This is a genomic window from Streptomyces kronopolitis (genome assembly GCF_050953795.1).
Lineage (GTDB): Bacteria > Actinomycetota > Actinomycetes > Streptomycetales > Streptomycetaceae > Streptomyces > Streptomyces kronopolitis_A.
This window is the reverse complement of record NZ_CP191850.1, coordinates 903,504-921,478: the sequence shown is the minus strand read 5'-3', so window position 1 is coordinate 921,478 and position 17,975 is coordinate 903,504. Positions and strand designations below refer to the sequence as shown.

The following is a 17,975-nucleotide window of genomic DNA, read 5'->3' as shown; positions in this document are numbered from 1 at the left end:
CGGTCACACCACGACGACCGACCGCAGGACGTCCCCGCGCCGCATCCTGGCGAAGGCCGCTTCGAGGTCGTCGAGCGTGAGGGTCTCGCTGATGAACCGCTCCAGATCGAGCTTGCCGCTCAGGAACAGATCGATGAGGACGGGGAAGTCGCGGCTGGGCAGACAGTCGCCGTACCAGGACGACTTCAGCGCGCCGCCGCGCGAGAAGAGATCGAGCAGCGGAAGGTCGATGCGCATGTCCGGGGCGGGCACCCCGACCTGGACCAGTGTGCCCGCCAGGTCGCGCATGTAGAACGCCTGCCGGTAGGTCTCCGGGCGGCCCACCGCGTCGATCACCACATCGGCGCCGTGCCCGCCGGTGAGCGCCCGGACCGCCTCGACCGGGTCGGTGCCGCGGGAGTTGACGGTGTCGGTGGCGCCGAACCGCTCGGCGGCGTCCAGCTTGCCGTCGTCGAGGTCCACGGCGATGACCCGGCGTGCGCCGGCCCGCGAGGCGCCCGCGATGGCGGCGTTGCCGACCCCGCCGCAGCCGATGACCGCGACGGTGTCCCCGCTGCCCACCGCGCCGGTGTGCACGGCGGCGCCGTACCCGGCCATCACCCCGCAGCCGATCAGGCCCGCGGCCTCCGGGCGGGCCGACGGGTCGACCTTCACCGCCTGCCCGGCGGCGGCCAGGGTCTTCTCGGCGAAGGCACCGATGCCCAGCGCCGCGGTCAGCTCCGTGCCTTCCCCGTACGCCCGGGAGGCGTCCCCGAGCAGGGTCATGGGGCGGCCGGCGTTGCGCGAGGCGAAGCAGTACCAGGGGCGGGCGCGGCGGCAGGAGCGGCACTGGCCGCAGGGTGCCCGCCAGGCGAGCACCACGTAGTCGCCGGGCACCAGGTCCGTGACGCCCGGGCCGACTTCCTCGATCACCCCGGCCGCCTCATGGCCGAGCAGATACGGGAAGTCGTCGCCGATCGCGCCGTCGCGGTAGTGCAGATCGGTGTGGCACACCCCGCAGGCCAAAACCGTCACGAGCACGTCGCCCGGACCGGGATCGGGTACGAGGATCGGCAGCACCTCGACGGGGGCGCCCTTCTCCAGGGCGACGACGGCGCGGGCTTCGTGCGGCATGTCTCACTCCTAAAACAGCGCCTGCGGTGGCGGCAGGGGCGGGTAGCACGCGTGAGGTGGCACGGATGCCGGTGGGGGGAGTGGTGCACGGTGAGCGGGGGCGGGGCCGGCGGCGGATGGCCTCAACCCCCGGCTCCGTGTTGCCCATAGCGCGCTGAGTTGCGCTATGGGAGACATGCTGGAAGTCCGCGGGGGATCCGTCAAGAGGTGGTTTTCCGCTGGGGCGTGATCCTTCGGGCCGGTCCGGACCGGGCTGCGGCCAGGCGCCGGGCGTCGCGGCCCGGGGCGCCCCGGACGACCTCCCCGGTCGCCTCAGCCCGCGTACCCCATACGGCGGGAGAGGTCGGCGGCCGCCTTCGCGGACCGCTCCGCCAGCTCGGGCAGCAGCTGACGCTCCATCCGGTACGCCGGGCCCGAGAGGCCGATCGCCCCGATCACCGCACCGTCGTGCGCCCGCACCGGCGCCGCCACGGCGTTGAGCCCGATCTCCAACTCCTCGCTGGTGCAGGAGAATCCGTCGGCGAGCACGGCGGTCAGCTGCGCGCGCAGCGCGGCCGCGGTGGTCAGGGTGTGTTCGGTGAACCGCGGCAGCTTGCGGGTCACCAGGGCCTCGCGGCGCTGCGCCGGCAGATGCGCCAGCAGCACCTTGCCGCTGGCGGTGGCGTGCAGCGGGGTGCGGCGGCCCAGCCAGTTGTAGGCGGTGACCGCGGCGGAGCCTCTGGCCTGCATGATGTTGACCGCCGCATCGCCGTCCAGCACCGCGATGTTGGCGGTCTCCCCGGTGTCCTCGGCGAGCGCCCGGCACACCGGCTGGGCCTCCTGCGAGATGTCCAGCCGGATGGCCGCGGCGCCGGCCAGCCGCAGCACCCCGGCGCCCAGGTAGTACTTGCCGCGCTCCTTCTCCTGTTCCACCAGGCCGCGGTGCTCCAGCACCCCCAGGATCCGGAACGCGGTCGACTTGTGGACGCCCAGCTCCTCCGCGATCTCGGTGACCCCGGCCTCACCCAGCTTGGCCAGGATCTCCAGCACGCTCACCGCGCGGTCCACGGACTGGACGGAGCCCGCCCCGCCGCGCCGCTCCTCGGACCGGTCGTCCGGCGCATCGCTCGTGTTCGCCATGGGTCTTCGAGTCACCACCCGGTGGCCCCGCGGGGCACGTCTGAAGTCATCTGCCGGCACGCCCTGACGGCTCCGGGCCCGGCTTGGATTCTGTTGCGCATCGTGCTCTGCGATGCGTTATTCAGAACACATGATACCGACCGGCGCGAAAGGGGCCAGGTCGCGGACCGCTTCGTCGTGCGCCCGGCCCGGTTCCTGTCCGGCTCGTGGCGCGGAAACCGGCGTCCAGGCCGCCCGGGTTCGTCAGGCCGCACCGGTCGCTACGCCGCGGCGCGCGGGGTCCGCGACGGGCCCTCCTGTGACTCCCGGCGCCGCTGCCGTCGCGCGCGGCGCCGCTCGCGGCGCAGCTCCCGGGCGGTCGAGCTGGGCTGCGACTGCACCCCGTTGCGCTGCACCCACACCTGGCGGGTGATCCAGACGTCCAGCACCGCCCAGGTGGCGACCACGGTGCTGGCGACCGTGCAGAGCACCGCGGGGAACGCGAACCAGGAGGCCGCGAGCGTGCACAGGAAGGCCACCATGGCCTGAATCAGGGTGAGGGCCACGATGATCACGGCGCGCACCGCGGCGGTGCGCACCGGGTCCGCCATCCGGGGCCGGGGTGCCGGCTCCTCCTGCCACAGCGGCCGTCTGCCGGTGTCCATGAACGCGTCAGCCTCCCCGCACCTGCCCCGTGTGTCCGACTCCTCAGTAACTGCCCGCATTTCGCCCGGTACATTCCACTGAGGCGGCACCTGTTCCCTCTCCATGGTCACGTACCGGAGGCGCACCGGGTTACCCGGGGTAGAGGAAAACCGGCCAACGCTCCGGTACGCCGTCGGCCGCCGCTGCGCCGGTGTGCTCCGCCGCACGTGGGGCGGGTTGTCCGGGAATCGGCGGACAACTCGGGACGATCCCGTGCGGCTCCGCTTCCCGAGGTCATGAGAGGCCTTCGGCTACGTCACCCGACAGTAGTAGGCTCGCGCCGTTTGCTGACGGAACACCACCCCCGTGCGCCGGGGTTGACGTAGGGGAGGCCATGCGCTTTCGCGGGAAGTCGGTCCGCCGGAAGATCGTGGCGCTGCTGCTCGTGCCGCTGCTGTCCCTGACGTCCTTGTGGGCGTTCACGACCTATCTCACCGGCCGTGAGGCCAATCAGCTGCTGGACGTCGGCAACGTCGTGCAGCACCTGGGCTATCCGGTGGAGAACGTCATCCTGGCCCTCCAGGACGAGCGCCGGCAGAGTCTGCTGTACCTCGCCGACCGGCGCGACGCCGACGCCCTGGACGCGCTCCGCCGGCGCACCCGCGCCACCGACGAGGCCGTCACCGCGCTGCGGGCCGACACCGACACCCGCGACACCCGCGAGGACCTGACCGGTGAGGCCGGCGACCGGATGCGCGGCGTCCTGAAGAACCTCACCTCGCTCACCTCGCTGCGCACCCAGGTCCAGGACAACACCGTCACCCGCGACGAGGCCCTGGAGAGCTACAACTCCCTGGTCGACCCCGGTTATGACTTCCTTTCCGCGCTCCACGCCCTGGAGAATGTGGAGATGGACAAGCAGGCCCGGGCGCTGGTCACCGTCACCCGCGCCCGCGAGGCCCTCTCCCGCGAGGACGCCCTGATGTCCGCGGTGCTGGCCTCCGGCAGCATGAGCGGACGCGATCTGCGGGCGGTGTCCGACCGGGTCGCCGAGCGCCGGGTCCTCTACCGCACCGCTCTGTCCGCCCTGCCCGCCCACGACCGCGGCACCTACCGGGACTACTGGCACTCGGCCAGGGCGCGCGAACTGACCTCGTACGAGGACCGGGTGATCGCCGCCAGGGCGAAGGCCGGACCGCACGCGGTCAACGCCGAGCGGTGGCACACCGCGGCACAGCGGGTGCTCGGCGACCTCCAGCGGATGGGCAAGGACGCCGCGGAGCGCTACCGGGCCCGGGTGACGCCGGTCGCCACCCACGTCCTGCTCAAGGCGGCCGTCGCGGGCGTCCTCGGCTTCCTCGCGCTGCTGGTCTCGGTCGTCGTCTCGCTGCGCATCGGCCGCCGCCACGTCCGGGACCTGATCCGGCTGCGCAAGACCGCCCACGAGGTGTCCGGCGTCCGGCTGCCGAGCGTGATGCGCCGGCTGGCGGCCGGCGAACAGGTCGACGTGGAGACCGAGGCGCCCCGGCTCGCCTTCGGCCCGGACGAGACCGGCCAGGTCGGCCAGGCGCTCCACACCCTCCAGCGGGCCGCGATCGAGGCCGCCGTCAAACAGGCCGAGATGCGCCGCGGCGTCTCCGAGGTCTTCGTCAACCTCGCCCGCCGCAGCCAGGTCCTGCTGCACCGCCAGCTGACCCTGCTGGACGCCATGGAACGGCGCACCGAGGACACCGAGGAGCTGGCCGACCTCTTCCGGATCGACCATCTGACCACCCGCATGCGGCGCCACGCGGAGGGCCTGGTCATCCTCTCCGGCGCGGCCCCCTCCCGGCAGTGGCGCAAACCGATCCAGCTGATGGACGTGGTGCGCGCGGCGGTCGCCGAGGTCGAGGACTACGAGCGGATCGAGGTGCGCCGGCTGCCGCGGCTCGCGGTGGAGGGCCCCGCGGTGTCCGACCTCACGCACCTGATAGCCGAACTCCTGGAGAACGCCACGGTCTTCTCCCCGCCGCACACCGCCGTGCAGGTGCTGGGCGAGCGGGTCGCCAACGGCTTCACCCTGGAGATCCACGACCGCGGTCTGGGCATGGCCCCCGATCTGCTTCTGGAGGCCAACCTCCGGCTCGCCGAGACCCCCGAGTTCGAGCTGTCCGACACCGACCGGCTCGGGCTGTTCGTGGTCAGCCGCCTCGCCCAGCGGCAGAATGTACGGGTCTCCCTCCAGCCCTCCCCCTACGGCGGCACCACCGCCGTGGTCTTCCTCCCGGGGGTGCTGCTGACCGAGCACGTCCGGTCGGATGACGAGGGCACCCCCGACGGGCTGCCCGGCGGCCCGGTCGGCAACGAACTGGAGCACGCGGCGGGCAAGCTGGCCGCCCTCTCCCAGGCGCCGGGGCCGCTGCCCCGGCGGGAGCGGCGCACCCCGGCGGTTCTGGACGGGCCGGTCGAACTGGAGGCACCGCTCGGCCCGGACGAGCCGGCCCCCGCCGCCGCCGCTGCCGACGACGACAGCCTCTTCAGGAAGCGGGAGCGCGGCCGCGACCGCAAAGCCCCGGCCGCCGGCCCCCGTGGCATCGCACCGGTGGCGCCCGTCCCCGACGGCGAGCAGCACCAGCAGACCCGCGATCAGGCGCCCGGCGGCGGCCTGGCGCCCCTGCCGCGTCGCCACCGTCCGCCGGTGCTGGTGTCCGACCACGGCAGAACGGTCGACGACCGTGACGCGGCGGGCAGGCGGGACGGCGAGCGGGACGGCGAACGCCCCGGCCCCGCACGCGCCCGCTCCGGGGGCCGCGACGAGAGCCGCTCCGGGACCCCGGAGCCGCCCGGCGCCCCGCAGGACCCCGCGCCGCCCGGCCCGCGGCCCGTCGGGGACCCGCCGGCGTCCGGGCCCACCACCCCGCAGGGCCTGCCCCGCCGGGTGCGGCAGGCCAGCCTCGCACCGCAGTTGAAGAAGGACCCGGCGGAGGCCGAGCAGGCGCCGGCGCGGCACCGGCCCGCGGACGACCGCGACGCCGAGGAGGTCCGCGCCCGGATGGCCTCGCTCCAGCGCGGCTGGCAGCGCGGCCGCCGCGACAACGCCGAGGACTCGCGCGAGAGCCCGCCACCACCGGCCCCGGACGCCACAGTTCCGGACCCCACAGACGCCGGCGACCGTGACGCCACCAGGCACGACGGCGACGGCACGGGCACCACCGCACCACCAGGAACGACATCGGGAGGGGACGGTCCATGACCGCACCGAAGGCAGCAGCTACCACCGCACCGGTCTCGGCGAGGGGATCCGGTGAGCTGAACTGGCTCCTGGACGAGCTGGTCGAGCGGGTCGGCTCCATCCGCAAGGCACTCGTCCTGTCCAGCGACGGGCTGGCCACCGGCGCCTCGAAGGACCTGACCCGTGAGGACGGCGAGCATCTGGCCGCCGTCGCCTCCGGCTTCCACAGCCTGGCCAAGGGCGTCGGCCGGCACTTCGACGCCGGACAGGTCCGCCAGACCATGGTCGAGCTGGACGAGGCGTTCCTGTTCGTCAGCGCGGCCGGCGACGGCAGCTGTCTGGCCGTGCTCGCCGACGCCGACTCCGATGTGGGGCTGGTCGCCTACGAGATGACCCTGCTGGTCAAGCGCGTGGGCACGCACCTGGGCACCGCGCCCCGGTCCGTACCGTCCACCTGAGCGCGACGACGGTGACGCCATGAGCGAGCGCAGCGGGCTCCTCGTGCGACGGTGCGCGCCCGGCGGGCGCGGGGCCGGGCGCGGCGAGGTCGCGGCATGAGCGAGCAGGACGGCCGGGCGGCGCGGGACCGGGAAGCGGCCCGCTGGTTCGACGACGACGCGGGCCCCGTCGTCCGGCCGTACGCGATGACCCGCGGCCGCACCCGCACGGCCGCCGACGGCCGCCTCGATCTGATCGCGCTGGTGATCGCCGACAGCCGCGCGGAGGAGGCGGGCTGCGACCAGATGCTCTCGCCCGAGCATGTGGAGATCGTGGAGCGGTGCCGGCAGGAGCCGCTGTCGGTCGCCGAGCTGGCGGCCGGACTCGACCTGCCGGTCGGCGTCGTGCGGGTCCTCATCGGCGATCTGCTGGACGCGGACCTGGTCCATGTCAGCCGGCCGGTACCGCCGGCCGAGCTGCCGGACGAGAAGGTGCTGCGCGAGGTGATCGACGGCCTGCGCGCGCTGTGACACCCCGCCGCGCGGCTCCGGCCCGGCCGGGCGGCGGCCCGGCGAACTCCGGCCGTCCGGGGGCGGGATGGCGGCGCGGACCGTGCCCGTTCCGCGCTGCCGGGGCTTCGTTGAGCAGGGTTCCACGCCGGGGTACGGTGCCTGTTGAGCAACAGTCAACAGGAGGAGAAGCGTCACCATGGCCACGGACGAGACCCCGGCCCCCTTCGAACGCCTGGAGATCCAGGTCGGCCCGCACACCTACGACGCCCTGGCCTGCGGGCCCGCCGACGGGGAATTCGTCCTGCTGCTGCACGGCTGGCCCGAGTTCGCCGACTCCTGGAGCGAGGTGCTCCCGGCCCTCGGCACGGCCGGCTACCGCGCCGTCGCCGTCGACCAGCGCGGCTACTCCCCGCGCGCCCGCCCGCCCCGGATCGCCGACTACGCCGTCCCCGAACTCGTCGCCGACGCCCTGGCCTTCGCCGACTCCCAGGGCGCGGACCGCTTCCACCTCGTCTCCCACGACTGGGGCGGCATGGTCGCCTGGGCGCTGGCCGGCGCCCACCCCGAGCGGCTGAAGTCCCTGACGGTGCTGGCCACTCCGCACCCGGACGCCCTCAACCGCGCCGCCGACACGGACTCCGTCCAGCACCACCGGCTCGACTACGTCCGCTTCTTCCGCCGCGACGACGCGGCCGCGGAGGGCGCCCTGCTCGCCGACGACGCCGCCCGGCTGCGCGCCGTCTACGCCGGCAAGGTCCCCGAGGCACTCGTGGACGACAACATCCGCCGGCTCACCGCGCCGGGCGCGCTCACCGCCACCCTGAACTGGTACCGCGCCCCCGAGTCGGTCATCTCCGTCCCGGCCGGCCGGATCACCGTACCCACCCTCTTCCTGTGGGGCAGCGAGGACACCGCCCTGGGCCGCGGCGCGGCCGAGTCGACGGGGGAGTGGGTGGACGGTCCCTACCGCTTCGAAGCCCTGGAGGGCGCCAGCCACTGGCTGCCCGAAGAGGTCCCCGAGGTGGTCGCGCCCAAGATCCTGGACCATCTCGCGCAGTACGTCTGAGGCAGCAACGGGCCGGGACCGCGGGGCGGTTGCGGCCCGCCGCCGTAAACTGCGGGCATGTCCGGCAAGCGCAGTACCCGACTCACCCCCGACCAGCGCAGGGAGCAACTGGTCGGCATCGGGCTGCAGATGCTCGCCGACCGCTCCCTCGACGAGCTGTCCACCGACGAGGTGGCCCGCCGGGCCGGGATCTCCCGCGGGCTGCTCTTCCACTACTTCGACTCCAAGCGCGACTTCTACCGCGCGGTGGTCCGCGCCGCCTGCGACCGCTTCACCGCCGCGACCGAACCGGACGGCTCCCTGGAGCCGGTCGCCTGGATGCGCGCCTTCATCGCGGGCTTCGTGGCGTACGTCCTGGAGCACCGGCAGGTGTATCTCGCCCTGGTCCGGGGCGCCGCCGGCAGCCACCCCACGGTCAGCGACATCGTCGGCGCCACCCGCGAGACCGTCGCCCGCCGGGTGCACGACGGCCGGCGGCGGCTCGGCATGCCGGACGCCCCGCAGGCCGAACTCGCCACCCGCGCCTGGATGGCGTTCGCGGAGGAGGCGGTGACCACCTGGCCGGCGGAGCAGCCCGGCGCCCGGGACGAGCTGTGCGCCTTCATCGAATCCAGCCTGGTGAACCTGCTGGGGCTGCTCGACCGGCCCCGGGTCCTCACCCCGCGCTGAACGTCCACGGGCCCCGGCACGCACCGTCCGGCACCTTTTCGGGCGCAATGAGGGCCTTGGGCCCCGTGGTGTGATCGGGGCGTGACACAACTCAAGTGGGCGCCGTGCCGACCACGTTGTACGGTTCCCTTGCAGCTGTCGCCTCGTGCGCCGACGCCCGGGGACCAAGCGCCAGTTCCCCCGCACACCCGGCAATTCAGGAGAAGAATCCCATGGCCTTTGGGCGCTCCGACCGTCGCCGCCGGTCCGCCGCCGTCGAGCCGGTGACGCTGAAGATCCTGGTCGCGGGCGGCTTCGGGGTCGGCAAGACCACCCTGGTCGGTGCCGTCAGCGAGATCAAGCCGCTGCGCACCGAGGAACGGCTGACCGAGGCCGGCCGCCCGGTCGACGACCTCGACGGCGTGGAGGCCAAGACCACCACCACCGTCGCGATGGACTTCGGGCGGATCACCGTCCACGAGGGCCTCGTCCTCTACCTGTTCGGCACCCCCGGTCAGGACCGTTTCTGGTTCCTCTGGGACGAACTCGCCCGCGGCGCCCTCGGCGCGGTGGTGCTCGCCGACACCCGCCGGCTCGCCGACAGCTTCTCCGCCGTCGACTACTTCGAACGCCGCGGGCTGCCCTTCACGGTCGCCGTCAACTGCTTCGACGGCGCCGACCGTTACCCGCCGCAGGCCGTACGCGACGCCCTGGACCTGGGCCCCGAGATCCCGGTGGTGCTGTGTGACGCCCGCAGCAAGGACGACGCCCGCGATGTGCTGATCTCCGTCGTCGAGCACGCCCGGGAGACCCACGCCGCCCGTCGGCAGCCCGCACTGTCCTGACGGTGCGTACCCGGGCACGGCCCGTACCCCGCCGTCCGGGGTACGGGCCGTACGTTTCGGGGCGGGCCGGCGGCGTCGCGGGCCCGTGAGGCGAGGCCTAGTCCTGGGCCGATCCGTCCTCCGCGAGCCAGCCGAAGCTGCGCTCCACGGCCTTGCGCCACTGCGCGAACCCGCGCTCCCGGGTCGGCCCGTCCATCCGCGGGGTCCACTCCCGGTCGCGCCGCCAGTGCGTCCGCAGCTCGTCCAGGTCCTGCCAGACACCGGTCGCCAGCCCGGCCGCGTACGCCGCCCCCAGACACGTGGTCTCCGAGATCACCGGGCGGATCACCGGTACGCCCAGCACATCCGCCTGATGCTGCATCAGCAGCGTGTTCGCGGTCATCCCGCCGTCGACCTTGAGCCGGGTGATGCGCACCCCCGAGTCCTGGAACATGGCGTCCACCACCTCACGGGTCTGCCAGCTGGTCGCCTCCAGCACGGCGCGGGCCAGATGCGCCTTGGTGACGTAACCGGTCAGACCGGTGATCACCCCGCGGGCGTCGGAGCGCCAATAGGGCGCGAAGAGGCCGGAGAACGCCGGGACGACATGGGCACCGCCGTTGTCGGGGACGCTCGCCGCCAGCGGCTCGATCTCGTCGGCCGAGGCGATGATGCCGAGCTGGTCGCGGAACCACTGCACCAGGGCACCGGTGATGGCGATCGACCCCTCCAGGCAGTAGACCGGGGCCTCCCCGCCGAGCTGGTAGCCCATGGTCGTCAGCAGCCCGTTCTTGGACGGCACCGGACGGTTGCCCGTGTTGAGCAGCAGGAACGAGCCGGTGCCGTAGGTGTTCTTGGCCTCGCCGACGCCGTAACAGGTCTGCCCGAAGACGGCCGCCTGCTGATCGCCGAGCGCGGCGGCCACCGGTACGCCGTGCAGCTGCCCCACCGCCGTGCCGTACACCTCGGCCGACGAGCGGATCTCCGGCAGCATCGCGGCCGGCACGTTCATCGCCGACAGGATCGCCGGATCCCACTGGAGGGTGCCGAGGTTCATCAGCATGGTGCGGCCCGCGTTGGTCACATCCGTGACGTGCACCCCGCCGTCGGTGCCGCCGGTCAGATTCCAGATCAGCCAGGAGTCGATGGTGCCGAACGCGATCTCGCCGCGCTCGGCACGGGCCCGCAGCCCCGGCACCTCGTCCAGCAGCCAGGCCGCCTTGGGGCCGGAGAAGTAGCTGGCCAGCGGAAGCCCGGTGGCCTCCCGGAAGCGGTCCTGGCCGTCCGTGCCGCCCAGTTCCGTGCACAGCTGGGCGGTCCGGGTGTCCTGCCAGACGATCGCATGGTGCACCGGCCGCCCGGTGGCGCGGTCCCACAGAACCGTGGTCTCCCGCTGGTTGGTGATGCCCAGCGCGCTGAGCTGGTCCGCGCGCAGCCCCGCCTTGGTCAGCGCGCCCGCCACCACGGCCTGCACCTTCGACCAGATCTCGGCCGCGTCGTGCTCCACCCAGCCCGGCCGGGGGAAGATCTGACGGTGCTCGCGCTGGTCGACGGCGACGATCGCCCCGCCGTGGTCGAAGATGATGCAGCGGCTGGAGGTGGTGCCCTGGTCGATCGCGGCCACGTAGGTCTCGGTCTTCCCGGTGTGCTCCGTCATGCCGTCACGCCTCCTGGCGTCCTGGTGGGTGGGTGCAGCGGGGCCGGTCCGTGCGACGGAACGGCGGCGGATCCACGAGCGACGCGGTCAGAACGCCAGCCGGTAGACCAGGCCGGACAGCGCCGCGCCGAGCAGCGGTCCGGCCACCGGTATCCAGGCGTAACCCCAGTCGGAGGAGCCCTTGTTGGGTATCGGCAGCACGGCGTGCACCAGACGCGGACCGAGGTCGCGCGCCGGGTTGATGGCATAGCCGGTGGGCCCGCCCAGCGACAGCCCGATACCCACCACCAGCAGCGCGACCAGCAGCACATTGATGCCCGAGCCGTAGACCCCCGCCCGCGCGCCGGGGACCTGGCCGATGCCGATGCCCTGGTTCTGGCCGAAGCACAGCAGCGGCAGCACCAGTCCGGCGGTGGCGATGACCTCGGTGACGAGATTGGCGGCCGGCTTGCGGATCTCCGGGCCGGTGGAGAAGATCCCCAGCGTCGGCTGGGCGAGTTCCCGCTCAGCGTTGGCGGCGAACTGCGCGTAGTACAGCGCCCAGGCCAGCACGGCCCCGATCGCCGCGCCGATCATCTGCGCCAGGACGTAGAGCGGCACCTTCGCCCACGGGGTGCCGCCCGCGATGGCGGAGCCGACGGTCACCGCGGGGTTGAGGTGCCCGCCGGACAGCGGCGCCGCGGTGTAGGCGCCGGCCAGGACGCCCATGCCCCAGCCGAAGGCGATCACCACCCAGCCGGCGCCCTTCGCCTTCGAGTGGTGCAAGGTGACGGCGGCGCACACACCGGCGCCGAAGAGAATGAGTATCGCGGTGCCGATCACTTCACCGACGAAGATGTCCCCATTGGAAAACATGGCGGCTCCTAGGCCCTCGCCCGGGGACGTCCCCCGGTCCTCCGTGCAGGGTGCGTGCCACCGGCGGGCAGCGGGCAGCGCTGCCACCGGGCCGGGGTGCCGGGTACGGCAGTGCCGACCGGCAACCGGAAGTGTTCACCGGTGCTGAGGGGGCGTCAAGGTCGCGCACGGCAGAGGATTGTGCGGCCGCGATCCCATCGGTGGACCGCGCCTCACCGCATCGCCACCACCGCCGACCCGTGCCCGAACAGCCCCTGGTTGGCGGTGATGCCCACCCGGGCACCGGCCACCTGACGGCCGTCCGCCCGCCCCCGCAGCTGCCACGTCAGCTCGCAGACCTGGGCGATGGCCTGGGCCGGCACCGCCTCGCCGAACGAACTCAGACCGCCGCTGGTGTTCACCGGCAACCGCCCGCCCAGGGAGGTCACCCCGTCCCGTAACAGCCCGGCCCCCTCACCGGGGCCGCACAGCCCCAGATCCTCGTACCACTCCAACTCCAGCGCCGTGGACAGGTCGTAGACCTCGGCCAGCGAGAGGTCCTCGGGGCCGATCCCCGCCTCCTCGTAGGCGGTGCGCGCGATCGACGCACGGAAGCCGGTGCCGGGCTCCGCCACGGCCGCTGCGGAGTCGGTGGCGATGTCCGGCAGGTCCAGCACGGTCCGCGGGTAGTGCGGGGTGGCCGTGGAGACCGCGCGGATCCGCACCGGGTCCGCCACGCCGTGCCGCCGCGCGAAGTCCATGCTGGTCAGGACGAGTGCGGCGGCGCCGTCGGAGGTCGCGCAGATGTCCAGCAGCCGCAGCGGATCGGCGACCACGGCGGAGGCCGCGACCTGCTGCGCGGTGACCGGGGTGCGGTAGCGGGCATACGGATTGGCCGCGCCGGCCGCCGCGTTCTTCACCTTCACCTGCGCGAAGTCGTCGGGCGTATCGCCGTACAGCGCCATCCGGCGGCGGGCGTAGAGCCCGAAGTACGCGGGGTTGGTGGCACCCAGCACCCGGAACCGCAGCCAGTCCGGATCCTCGGGCCGCTCACCGCCCGCCGGGGCGAAGAAGCCCTTGGGCGCCGCGTCGGCGCCGACCACCAGGACCACGTCCGCCAGGCCGGCGAGGATCTGGGCCCGGGCGGCGCCGATGGCCTGGGCGCCGGAGGCACAGGCCGCGTAGACGCTGGTCACCCGGGCGCCCTGCCACCCCAGGGCCCTGGCGAAGGTCGCGCCCGCCACATACCCGGGGTAGCCCCCGCGGACCGTGTCCGCCCCGACCACGCTCTGCACGTCCCGCCAGTCGAGCCCGGCGTCCGCGAGCGCCGCCCTGGCCGCCTTCGTGCCGTACTCGACGAAGCTGCGCCCCCACTTGCCCCAGGGGTGCATACCGGCACCGAGGACGGCCACGTCGGGGGGTGCGGTGGGTGCGGAGGCCGGGGACGGGGGCGCCGCGGGGGGTGTGGGGGCCGGGGGAGTTGGGGGTGCTGCGGGGGGTGCGGGGTTCGGCTCGGGCCGTTGCCCGGGTCGTTCCGGGGGTGGCGTTTTCGGGCCGGATGGTTTTTCCCCGCCGCCCACCCCCCTTCGGGGGGTGGGCGGGTGAGGAGGTGAGGTTCCGGCGTCCCCGTCCGCCGCCCCCACCGGCCGCCAGTGCCACGTCGTGCGGACCTGCGTGTCGTCCTCGTCCAGGACCCCCGGCACCAGCTCCACCGGGGTGCCCACGGCGAGGTCCGCCGTGCCGACGCCCGCCGCCGCCTGCCCGAGCACCACCATCCGCTCCGCCGCCAGCTCGACGGCCACCAGCGCGAACGGCTGCCACTCGACGTCCGGGTCGGAGACGTACGGGGCGGGCGGGCGGTAGCGCGCGTCGGTGTACGACCAGACGGTGCCGTGCCGTGACAGCGGCACCTCCACCAGTTCGTCCCCGCCGCAGCCGGGGTTGCGGCAGAAGGTGTCCTCGCGGGGGAAGAACACCGCGCCGCAGGCCCGGCACCGGGTACCCAGCAGCCGGAAGTCCGCCGCGTCCTGATCGAACCACCCCGGCACCGCCGGCTTCCGTACACGCTTCACGGGCCCTCCCCGGGCGACGACCGGAAGCCGCGGACCGGAATCGGGGTCCGGAGGCGCGGTCCGGGAACAGCAGTCCGGAATCGGCAGTCCGGGAAGGGCGGACCGGAGCGACGGCGGAGCCGGCAGGCACACGACGCGAGCCGACACCAGCGGGCGGACCGGCGGCCGGCAATCCCGGAGCACCCCAGAACTGACGGTACGTCAGAAGTGTGGCACGGTGCCGCCCGGCACGGAACCCCGGTACCGCCCCGGGCGATCACGCCGCTCACGAAGGGGAGCATCCGCGGCTGAAGCTGCCTGCCCTCACGCCCGGCCCCCCCCGGCCCCCGGCCTGTCGGGGCGACCGCCGCCCCCCCCGGTACGCCCACCGCGGGCCGAAGGAACGGCGTCACACCCCGCGTGTCAACCGGACACGACCGGCCCGCGTCCCTCTCAGCAGGGCTCGGGCACGGGATCCACGGGGGTGGTTCCGTGCCCGGACCCGCGGGGAGCCGCGCCGTCCCCGGGTGGAGGCGAGCCCCCCGGGCCCCTCACCGCACGGGAAAGTCGAAGTAGGTGTCCGGGAAGGTCTCCGGCGTGAAGGTGAAGTGCCACCACTCCTCCGGGAGATTCACGAAGCCGGCCCGCTCCAGCCCGTGCTTGAGCAGCAGCCGGTTCGCCCGCTGGCGCCCGTGGATGCGCGGGTCGAGGGTGTGCGCGAGCGTGTCGAAGCAGTCGAAGCCGGTCCCCATGTCGAGGGAGTTGTCCGGGAACCGTGCGGCCTGCGGCCCGTAACAGGGCGCCAGCGGCTCGCCCGGCACATACGGGCGGGTCGGCAGGGCCGGCAGTCGTACCAGCGTCACATCGAGCGTACTGCCCCTGCTGTGACCGGACTTGGCTGCGATGTAGCCGTCGTCGAACAGCTTCGACTTGTCCTCCCGCGGGTAGAACTCGCCCTTCATCCGCTGGTCGCCGAGGTCCTCGGCCCACCGCACGAAGTGGTCCACGGCGCGCTGTGGCCGGTAGCAGTCGTAGACCTTCAGCGACAGCCCGCGCCGCAGGAAGGAGCGCTGGGCCCGGTGCAGGGCCCGTGCGGCGTCCCGCGTCAGCAGGCACGCCGGCCTGCGGTAGCCGTCCACCGGCACCCCCGTGAAGTTGTGCGCGGTGGGGTAGCGCATCTCCTGGAGGATCGTGGGGTCCACCTCGCGCAGCGCGACGAACTCCTTCGGCATCGACGGCGGCCCCGGCGTCCGTCCCGGCGGCGGCCGGTGGGCGGCTTCCGCGTCGGCCGCCGACGGCAGCACGGTGACGGTCATCAGGGCGGCGGCAGCGACGGCCAGGCCACGCAGCGCGGTAGCAAGTCTCGGCATGATCCTCCGTCTACCAGGTCCGCCGGCCGGAGGGGAAGCCCCCCACGTGCCTCACCACAACCGATCGGATCACCGGCGTCGAGGCTCGTACGCGATCCCCGTATGCGCCCTAACCGTCCGTCAACCCCCGCACCCGCACCGGGTATTCCACCGCCCCGCCGTCCCGCCGCTCCACGACCACCCGGTCGCCCTCCCACCGCGAGACGAAGCGCTCCACCGCCGGCCGCTGCCAGCCGTCCCCGGCGTCCGGCACCACCAGCCCGCTGCCGCCGCGCCCGGCCGGCGGCGCCCACACCTCCAGCTCCGTCCCGCCGTCCGCACCCGCCACCGGCAGCACCGCACCGCCCCGCGCCAGCACCGGAATCCGCGACAGCGGCGCCTCCACCCACACCTGCCCCGGCCCCTCATACGCCCGGCCGCTCGCGGTGTCGTACCACCGGCCGCGCGGCAGCCGCACCGGCCGCCGGGTCACCCCGGCCGCCAGCGCGGGCGCCACCAGCAGCGCGTCCCCCAGCAAAAAAGCGTCCTCACAGTCCCGCAGCGCCCGGTCCCGCGGCGCGTTCCACCACACCGGCCGGACGTACGGCGCCCCGGTCAGCCGCGCCAACTGGCCCAGCGTCCCGAAGTAGGGCAGCAGCCGCCGCCGTTCACACAGCGCAGTACGGGCGTGCTCCAGCACCTCTGCCCCGAACTCCCACGGCTCCCGCCGCCCCGCCCCCCACGCCGAGTGCGTACGGAACAGCGGGAGGAAGGCACCCAGCTGGAGCCACCGCAGATACAGCTCCGGGGACGGCTGCCCGGAGAACCCGCCGACATCGGGGCCGCTGTACGGCACCCCGCACAGCCCCAGCCCCAGCACCAGCGACAGCGAGGCCCGCAGCCCCGCCCAGTCCGTCGCCACCTCGCCCGACCAGGTGCCGCCGTAGCGCTGCAGCCCCGCCCAGCCCGAGCGGGAGAACAGGAACGGCCGTTCGTCCGGGCGCAGTTCGCACAGCCCGTCGAAACCGGCCCGCGCCATCGCCAGGCCGTAGACGTTGTGCGCCTCCCGGTGGTCGCCGCCCCGCCCCTCCAGCGCGTGCCGCGCCGAGCGCGGCAGCGTGCGCTCCCCGAACGCGGCGAAGGAGACCGGCTCGTTCATGTCGTGCCAGAAGCCCGCGAAGCCCTGCGCCAGCCGCTCCGCGTACAGCCCGCCCCACCACTTGCGCACCCGCGCGTCGGTGAAGTCCGGGTACACCGACTCACCCGGCCACACCTCCCCGCGCACCTCCCGCCCCCGCGCGTCCCGCACGAACGCGTCCGCCGCCGCCCCGCCCTCGTACACCGCGTCCCCCGGCTCCGCCCGCACCCCGGGACCCACGATCGAGACCAGCCGCACCCCCTGCGCCCGCAACTCCCGCGCCAGACCCGGCAGATCCGGATAGCGCTCCGGGTCGACGGTGAAGACCCGGTGGCGGTCGTAGTGATCGATGTCCAGATGGACGGCGGACAGCGGAAGCCCCCGCTCCGCATAGCCGGCGGCCACCTCGCGCACCTCGTCCTGACCCGCGAAGCCCCACCGGGCGTGCTGCGGCCCCAGCGCCCACAGCGGCGGCAGCGCGGGCGCCCCGGTCAGCGCCGTCCAGCCCTGGAGCACCCGGGCCGGGGTGCCGGCCAGCACCCAGTAACGCAGCGGCCCGCCGTCCATCCGCAGCTCACAGGTGCCCGGCCGGTCATGGCCCGAACCCGCCCCCTCCGCGCCCTCGCGCAGCGTCACCCGGCCGTCCCAGGAGTTGTCGTGGAACACCAGATGGCTACCGGCGTCCGCCACCACCAGCTGCACCGGCATCGTCAGCGACAGCGGATCGTCCCCCGGCCCGAACGCGCCGCCCGGATCGGTGTTCCACAGCCGGTAGACCCCGTCCCGCAGCCGCGGCCCGTGCGCCCGGCCGCCCAGCCCGAAGAACCGGGCATCGGCCGCGACCTCCGCACGCTGCACCCAGCGCGCGGCACCGACGCCCCCGGAGCGGCCCCCCGCGGTGTCCGCGCCGTCCGCGCCCGCCTCCTCCCACCAGCGCGGCGGCAACTCCCGCCGCAGCACCGCCCCACCGGGCGTGCGCACCTCCACCGCGCCGTGCCGGGAGACCACCACCAGCACCCGCTCGGAGACCACCCGCCAGCCGCCCTCCGTATCGGGCTCCAGCACCGCCCGCGCGTCCACCTCGGGACACGCGCCCGCCAGCGCGTACGACGGCTCCGGCGCGGCACCGTCCCAGCCGCAGAACACCGCACCGCCCGCCGCCACCCGCACCCGCAGCGACGACCGCGCGAAATGGATCACCCCGCCGCCCGGCTGGGGCTCCGCGTCGCGCGCCGCCCCGGGCACCCGCGCCCGCTCCGCCGCGCGCCGCGGCAGCGCCAGCGCGTCCGCCCGCCGCGCCCGCCACGCCGCGCGCACGGACCGCAGCCCCTGCGCCGGCCCGACCGTCTTGATCATCCGTACCGACCGCACCAGATCCCGCCCGTCCATGC

At 74.2% G+C, this 17,975-nt stretch carries 14 protein-coding genes and 1 pseudogene; 6 read left to right on the top strand and 9 right to left on the bottom strand.

What is annotated here, in order from left to right; translation table 11 throughout:
* Positions 1 to 3: 3 nt before the first annotated feature.
* From ACQP17_RS03665 to ACQP17_RS03655, 3 genes are all read right to left on the bottom strand, one after another.
* Complete coding sequence (locus ACQP17_RS03665; RefSeq protein ID WP_433854901.1) at positions 4 to 1,113, bottom strand: S-(hydroxymethyl)mycothiol dehydrogenase; 1,110 nt, start codon at positions 1,111 to 1,113, stop codon at positions 4 to 6.
* Between the two features lie 312 nt (positions 1,114 to 1,425).
* Positions 1,426 to 2,232 (bottom strand): IclR family transcriptional regulator, encoded by an 807-nt coding sequence (locus ACQP17_RS03660; RefSeq protein ID WP_433854900.1) that lies wholly within the window; start codon positions 2,230 to 2,232, stop codon positions 1,426 to 1,428.
* A 260-nt stretch (positions 2,233 to 2,492) separates the two neighbouring features.
* Positions 2,493 to 2,936 carry a hypothetical protein gene (locus ACQP17_RS03655; RefSeq protein ID WP_433854899.1) on the bottom strand — a complete coding sequence of 148 codons (444 nt, stop codon included), beginning with the start codon at positions 2,934 to 2,936 and terminating at the stop codon, positions 2,493 to 2,495.
* Positions 2,937 to 3,250: 314 nt separating this feature from the next.
* Between ACQP17_RS03655 and ACQP17_RS03650 the strand changes: the two genes are divergently transcribed.
* From ACQP17_RS03650 to ACQP17_RS03625, 6 genes are all read left to right on the top strand, one after another.
* Positions 3,251 to 6,088 carry a nitrate- and nitrite sensing domain-containing protein gene (locus tag ACQP17_RS03650; RefSeq protein ID WP_433854898.1) on the top strand — a complete coding sequence of 946 codons (2,838 nt, stop codon included), beginning with the start codon at positions 3,251 to 3,253 and terminating at the stop codon, positions 6,086 to 6,088.
* The gene (locus tag ACQP17_RS03645) at positions 6,085 to 6,525 is read left to right on the top strand and encodes a roadblock/LC7 domain-containing protein (protein WP_189103513.1); all 441 of its coding nucleotides are present in this window, start codon (positions 6,085 to 6,087) and stop codon (positions 6,523 to 6,525) included. The genes ACQP17_RS03650 and ACQP17_RS03645 overlap by 4 nt, the downstream gene beginning before the upstream one ends.
* 96 nt (positions 6,526 to 6,621) lie before the next feature.
* Entirely contained in the window at positions 6,622 to 7,035 is a 414-nt protein-coding gene (locus ACQP17_RS03640) for a DUF742 domain-containing protein (RefSeq protein ID WP_433854897.1), read from the top strand.
* 178 nt (positions 7,036 to 7,213) lie between these two features.
* Positions 7,214 to 8,083 carry an alpha/beta fold hydrolase gene (locus ACQP17_RS03635; RefSeq protein ID WP_433854896.1) on the top strand — a complete coding sequence of 290 codons (870 nt, stop codon included), beginning with the start codon at positions 7,214 to 7,216 and terminating at the stop codon, positions 8,081 to 8,083.
* A gap of 57 nt (positions 8,084 to 8,140) precedes the next feature.
* Positions 8,141 to 8,752 carry a TetR/AcrR family transcriptional regulator gene (locus tag ACQP17_RS03630; RefSeq protein ID WP_189103519.1) on the top strand — a complete coding sequence of 204 codons (612 nt, stop codon included), beginning with the start codon at positions 8,141 to 8,143 and terminating at the stop codon, positions 8,750 to 8,752.
* Positions 8,753 to 8,964: 212 nt separating this feature from the next.
* Positions 8,965 to 9,576 (top strand): GTP-binding protein, encoded by a 612-nt coding sequence (locus ACQP17_RS03625; protein ID WP_433854895.1) that lies wholly within the window; start codon positions 8,965 to 8,967, stop codon positions 9,574 to 9,576.
* A 97-nt stretch (positions 9,577 to 9,673) separates the two neighbouring features.
* Here ACQP17_RS03625 and glpK read toward each other — a convergent pair whose 3' ends face one another.
* The 6 genes and pseudogenes from glpK to ACQP17_RS03595 all read right to left on the bottom strand — a co-directional run bounded on the left by glpK (position 9,674) and on the right by ACQP17_RS03595 (position 17,973).
* The gene (gene glpK, locus ACQP17_RS03620) at positions 9,674 to 11,212 is read right to left on the bottom strand and encodes a glycerol kinase GlpK (protein ID WP_433854894.1); all 1,539 of its coding nucleotides are present in this window, start codon (positions 11,210 to 11,212) and stop codon (positions 9,674 to 9,676) included.
* 87 nt (positions 11,213 to 11,299) lie between these two features.
* Entirely contained in the window at positions 11,300 to 12,067 is a 768-nt protein-coding gene (locus tag ACQP17_RS03615; RefSeq protein ID WP_433854893.1) for an MIP/aquaporin family protein, read from the bottom strand.
* A gap of 212 nt (positions 12,068 to 12,279) precedes the next feature.
* The gene (locus tag ACQP17_RS03610) at positions 12,280 to 13,458 is read right to left on the bottom strand and encodes a lipid-transfer protein (protein ID WP_433859829.1); all 1,179 of its coding nucleotides are present in this window, start codon (positions 13,456 to 13,458) and stop codon (positions 12,280 to 12,282) included.
* A 207-nt stretch (positions 13,459 to 13,665) separates the two neighbouring features.
* A pseudogene (locus ACQP17_RS03605) lies at positions 13,666 to 14,118 on the bottom strand (Zn-ribbon domain-containing OB-fold protein); the annotation flags it as partial.
* 530 nt (positions 14,119 to 14,648) lie between these two features.
* The gene (locus tag ACQP17_RS03600) at positions 14,649 to 15,467 is read right to left on the bottom strand and encodes a M15 family metallopeptidase (RefSeq protein ID WP_433854892.1); all 819 of its coding nucleotides are present in this window, start codon (positions 15,465 to 15,467) and stop codon (positions 14,649 to 14,651) included.
* A 109-nt stretch (positions 15,468 to 15,576) separates the two neighbouring features.
* Positions 15,577 to 17,973 carry a glycoside hydrolase family 31 protein gene (locus ACQP17_RS03595; protein ID WP_433854891.1) on the bottom strand — a complete coding sequence of 799 codons (2,397 nt, stop codon included), beginning with the start codon at positions 17,971 to 17,973 and terminating at the stop codon, positions 15,577 to 15,579.
* Positions 17,974 to 17,975: the final 2 nt, after the last annotated feature.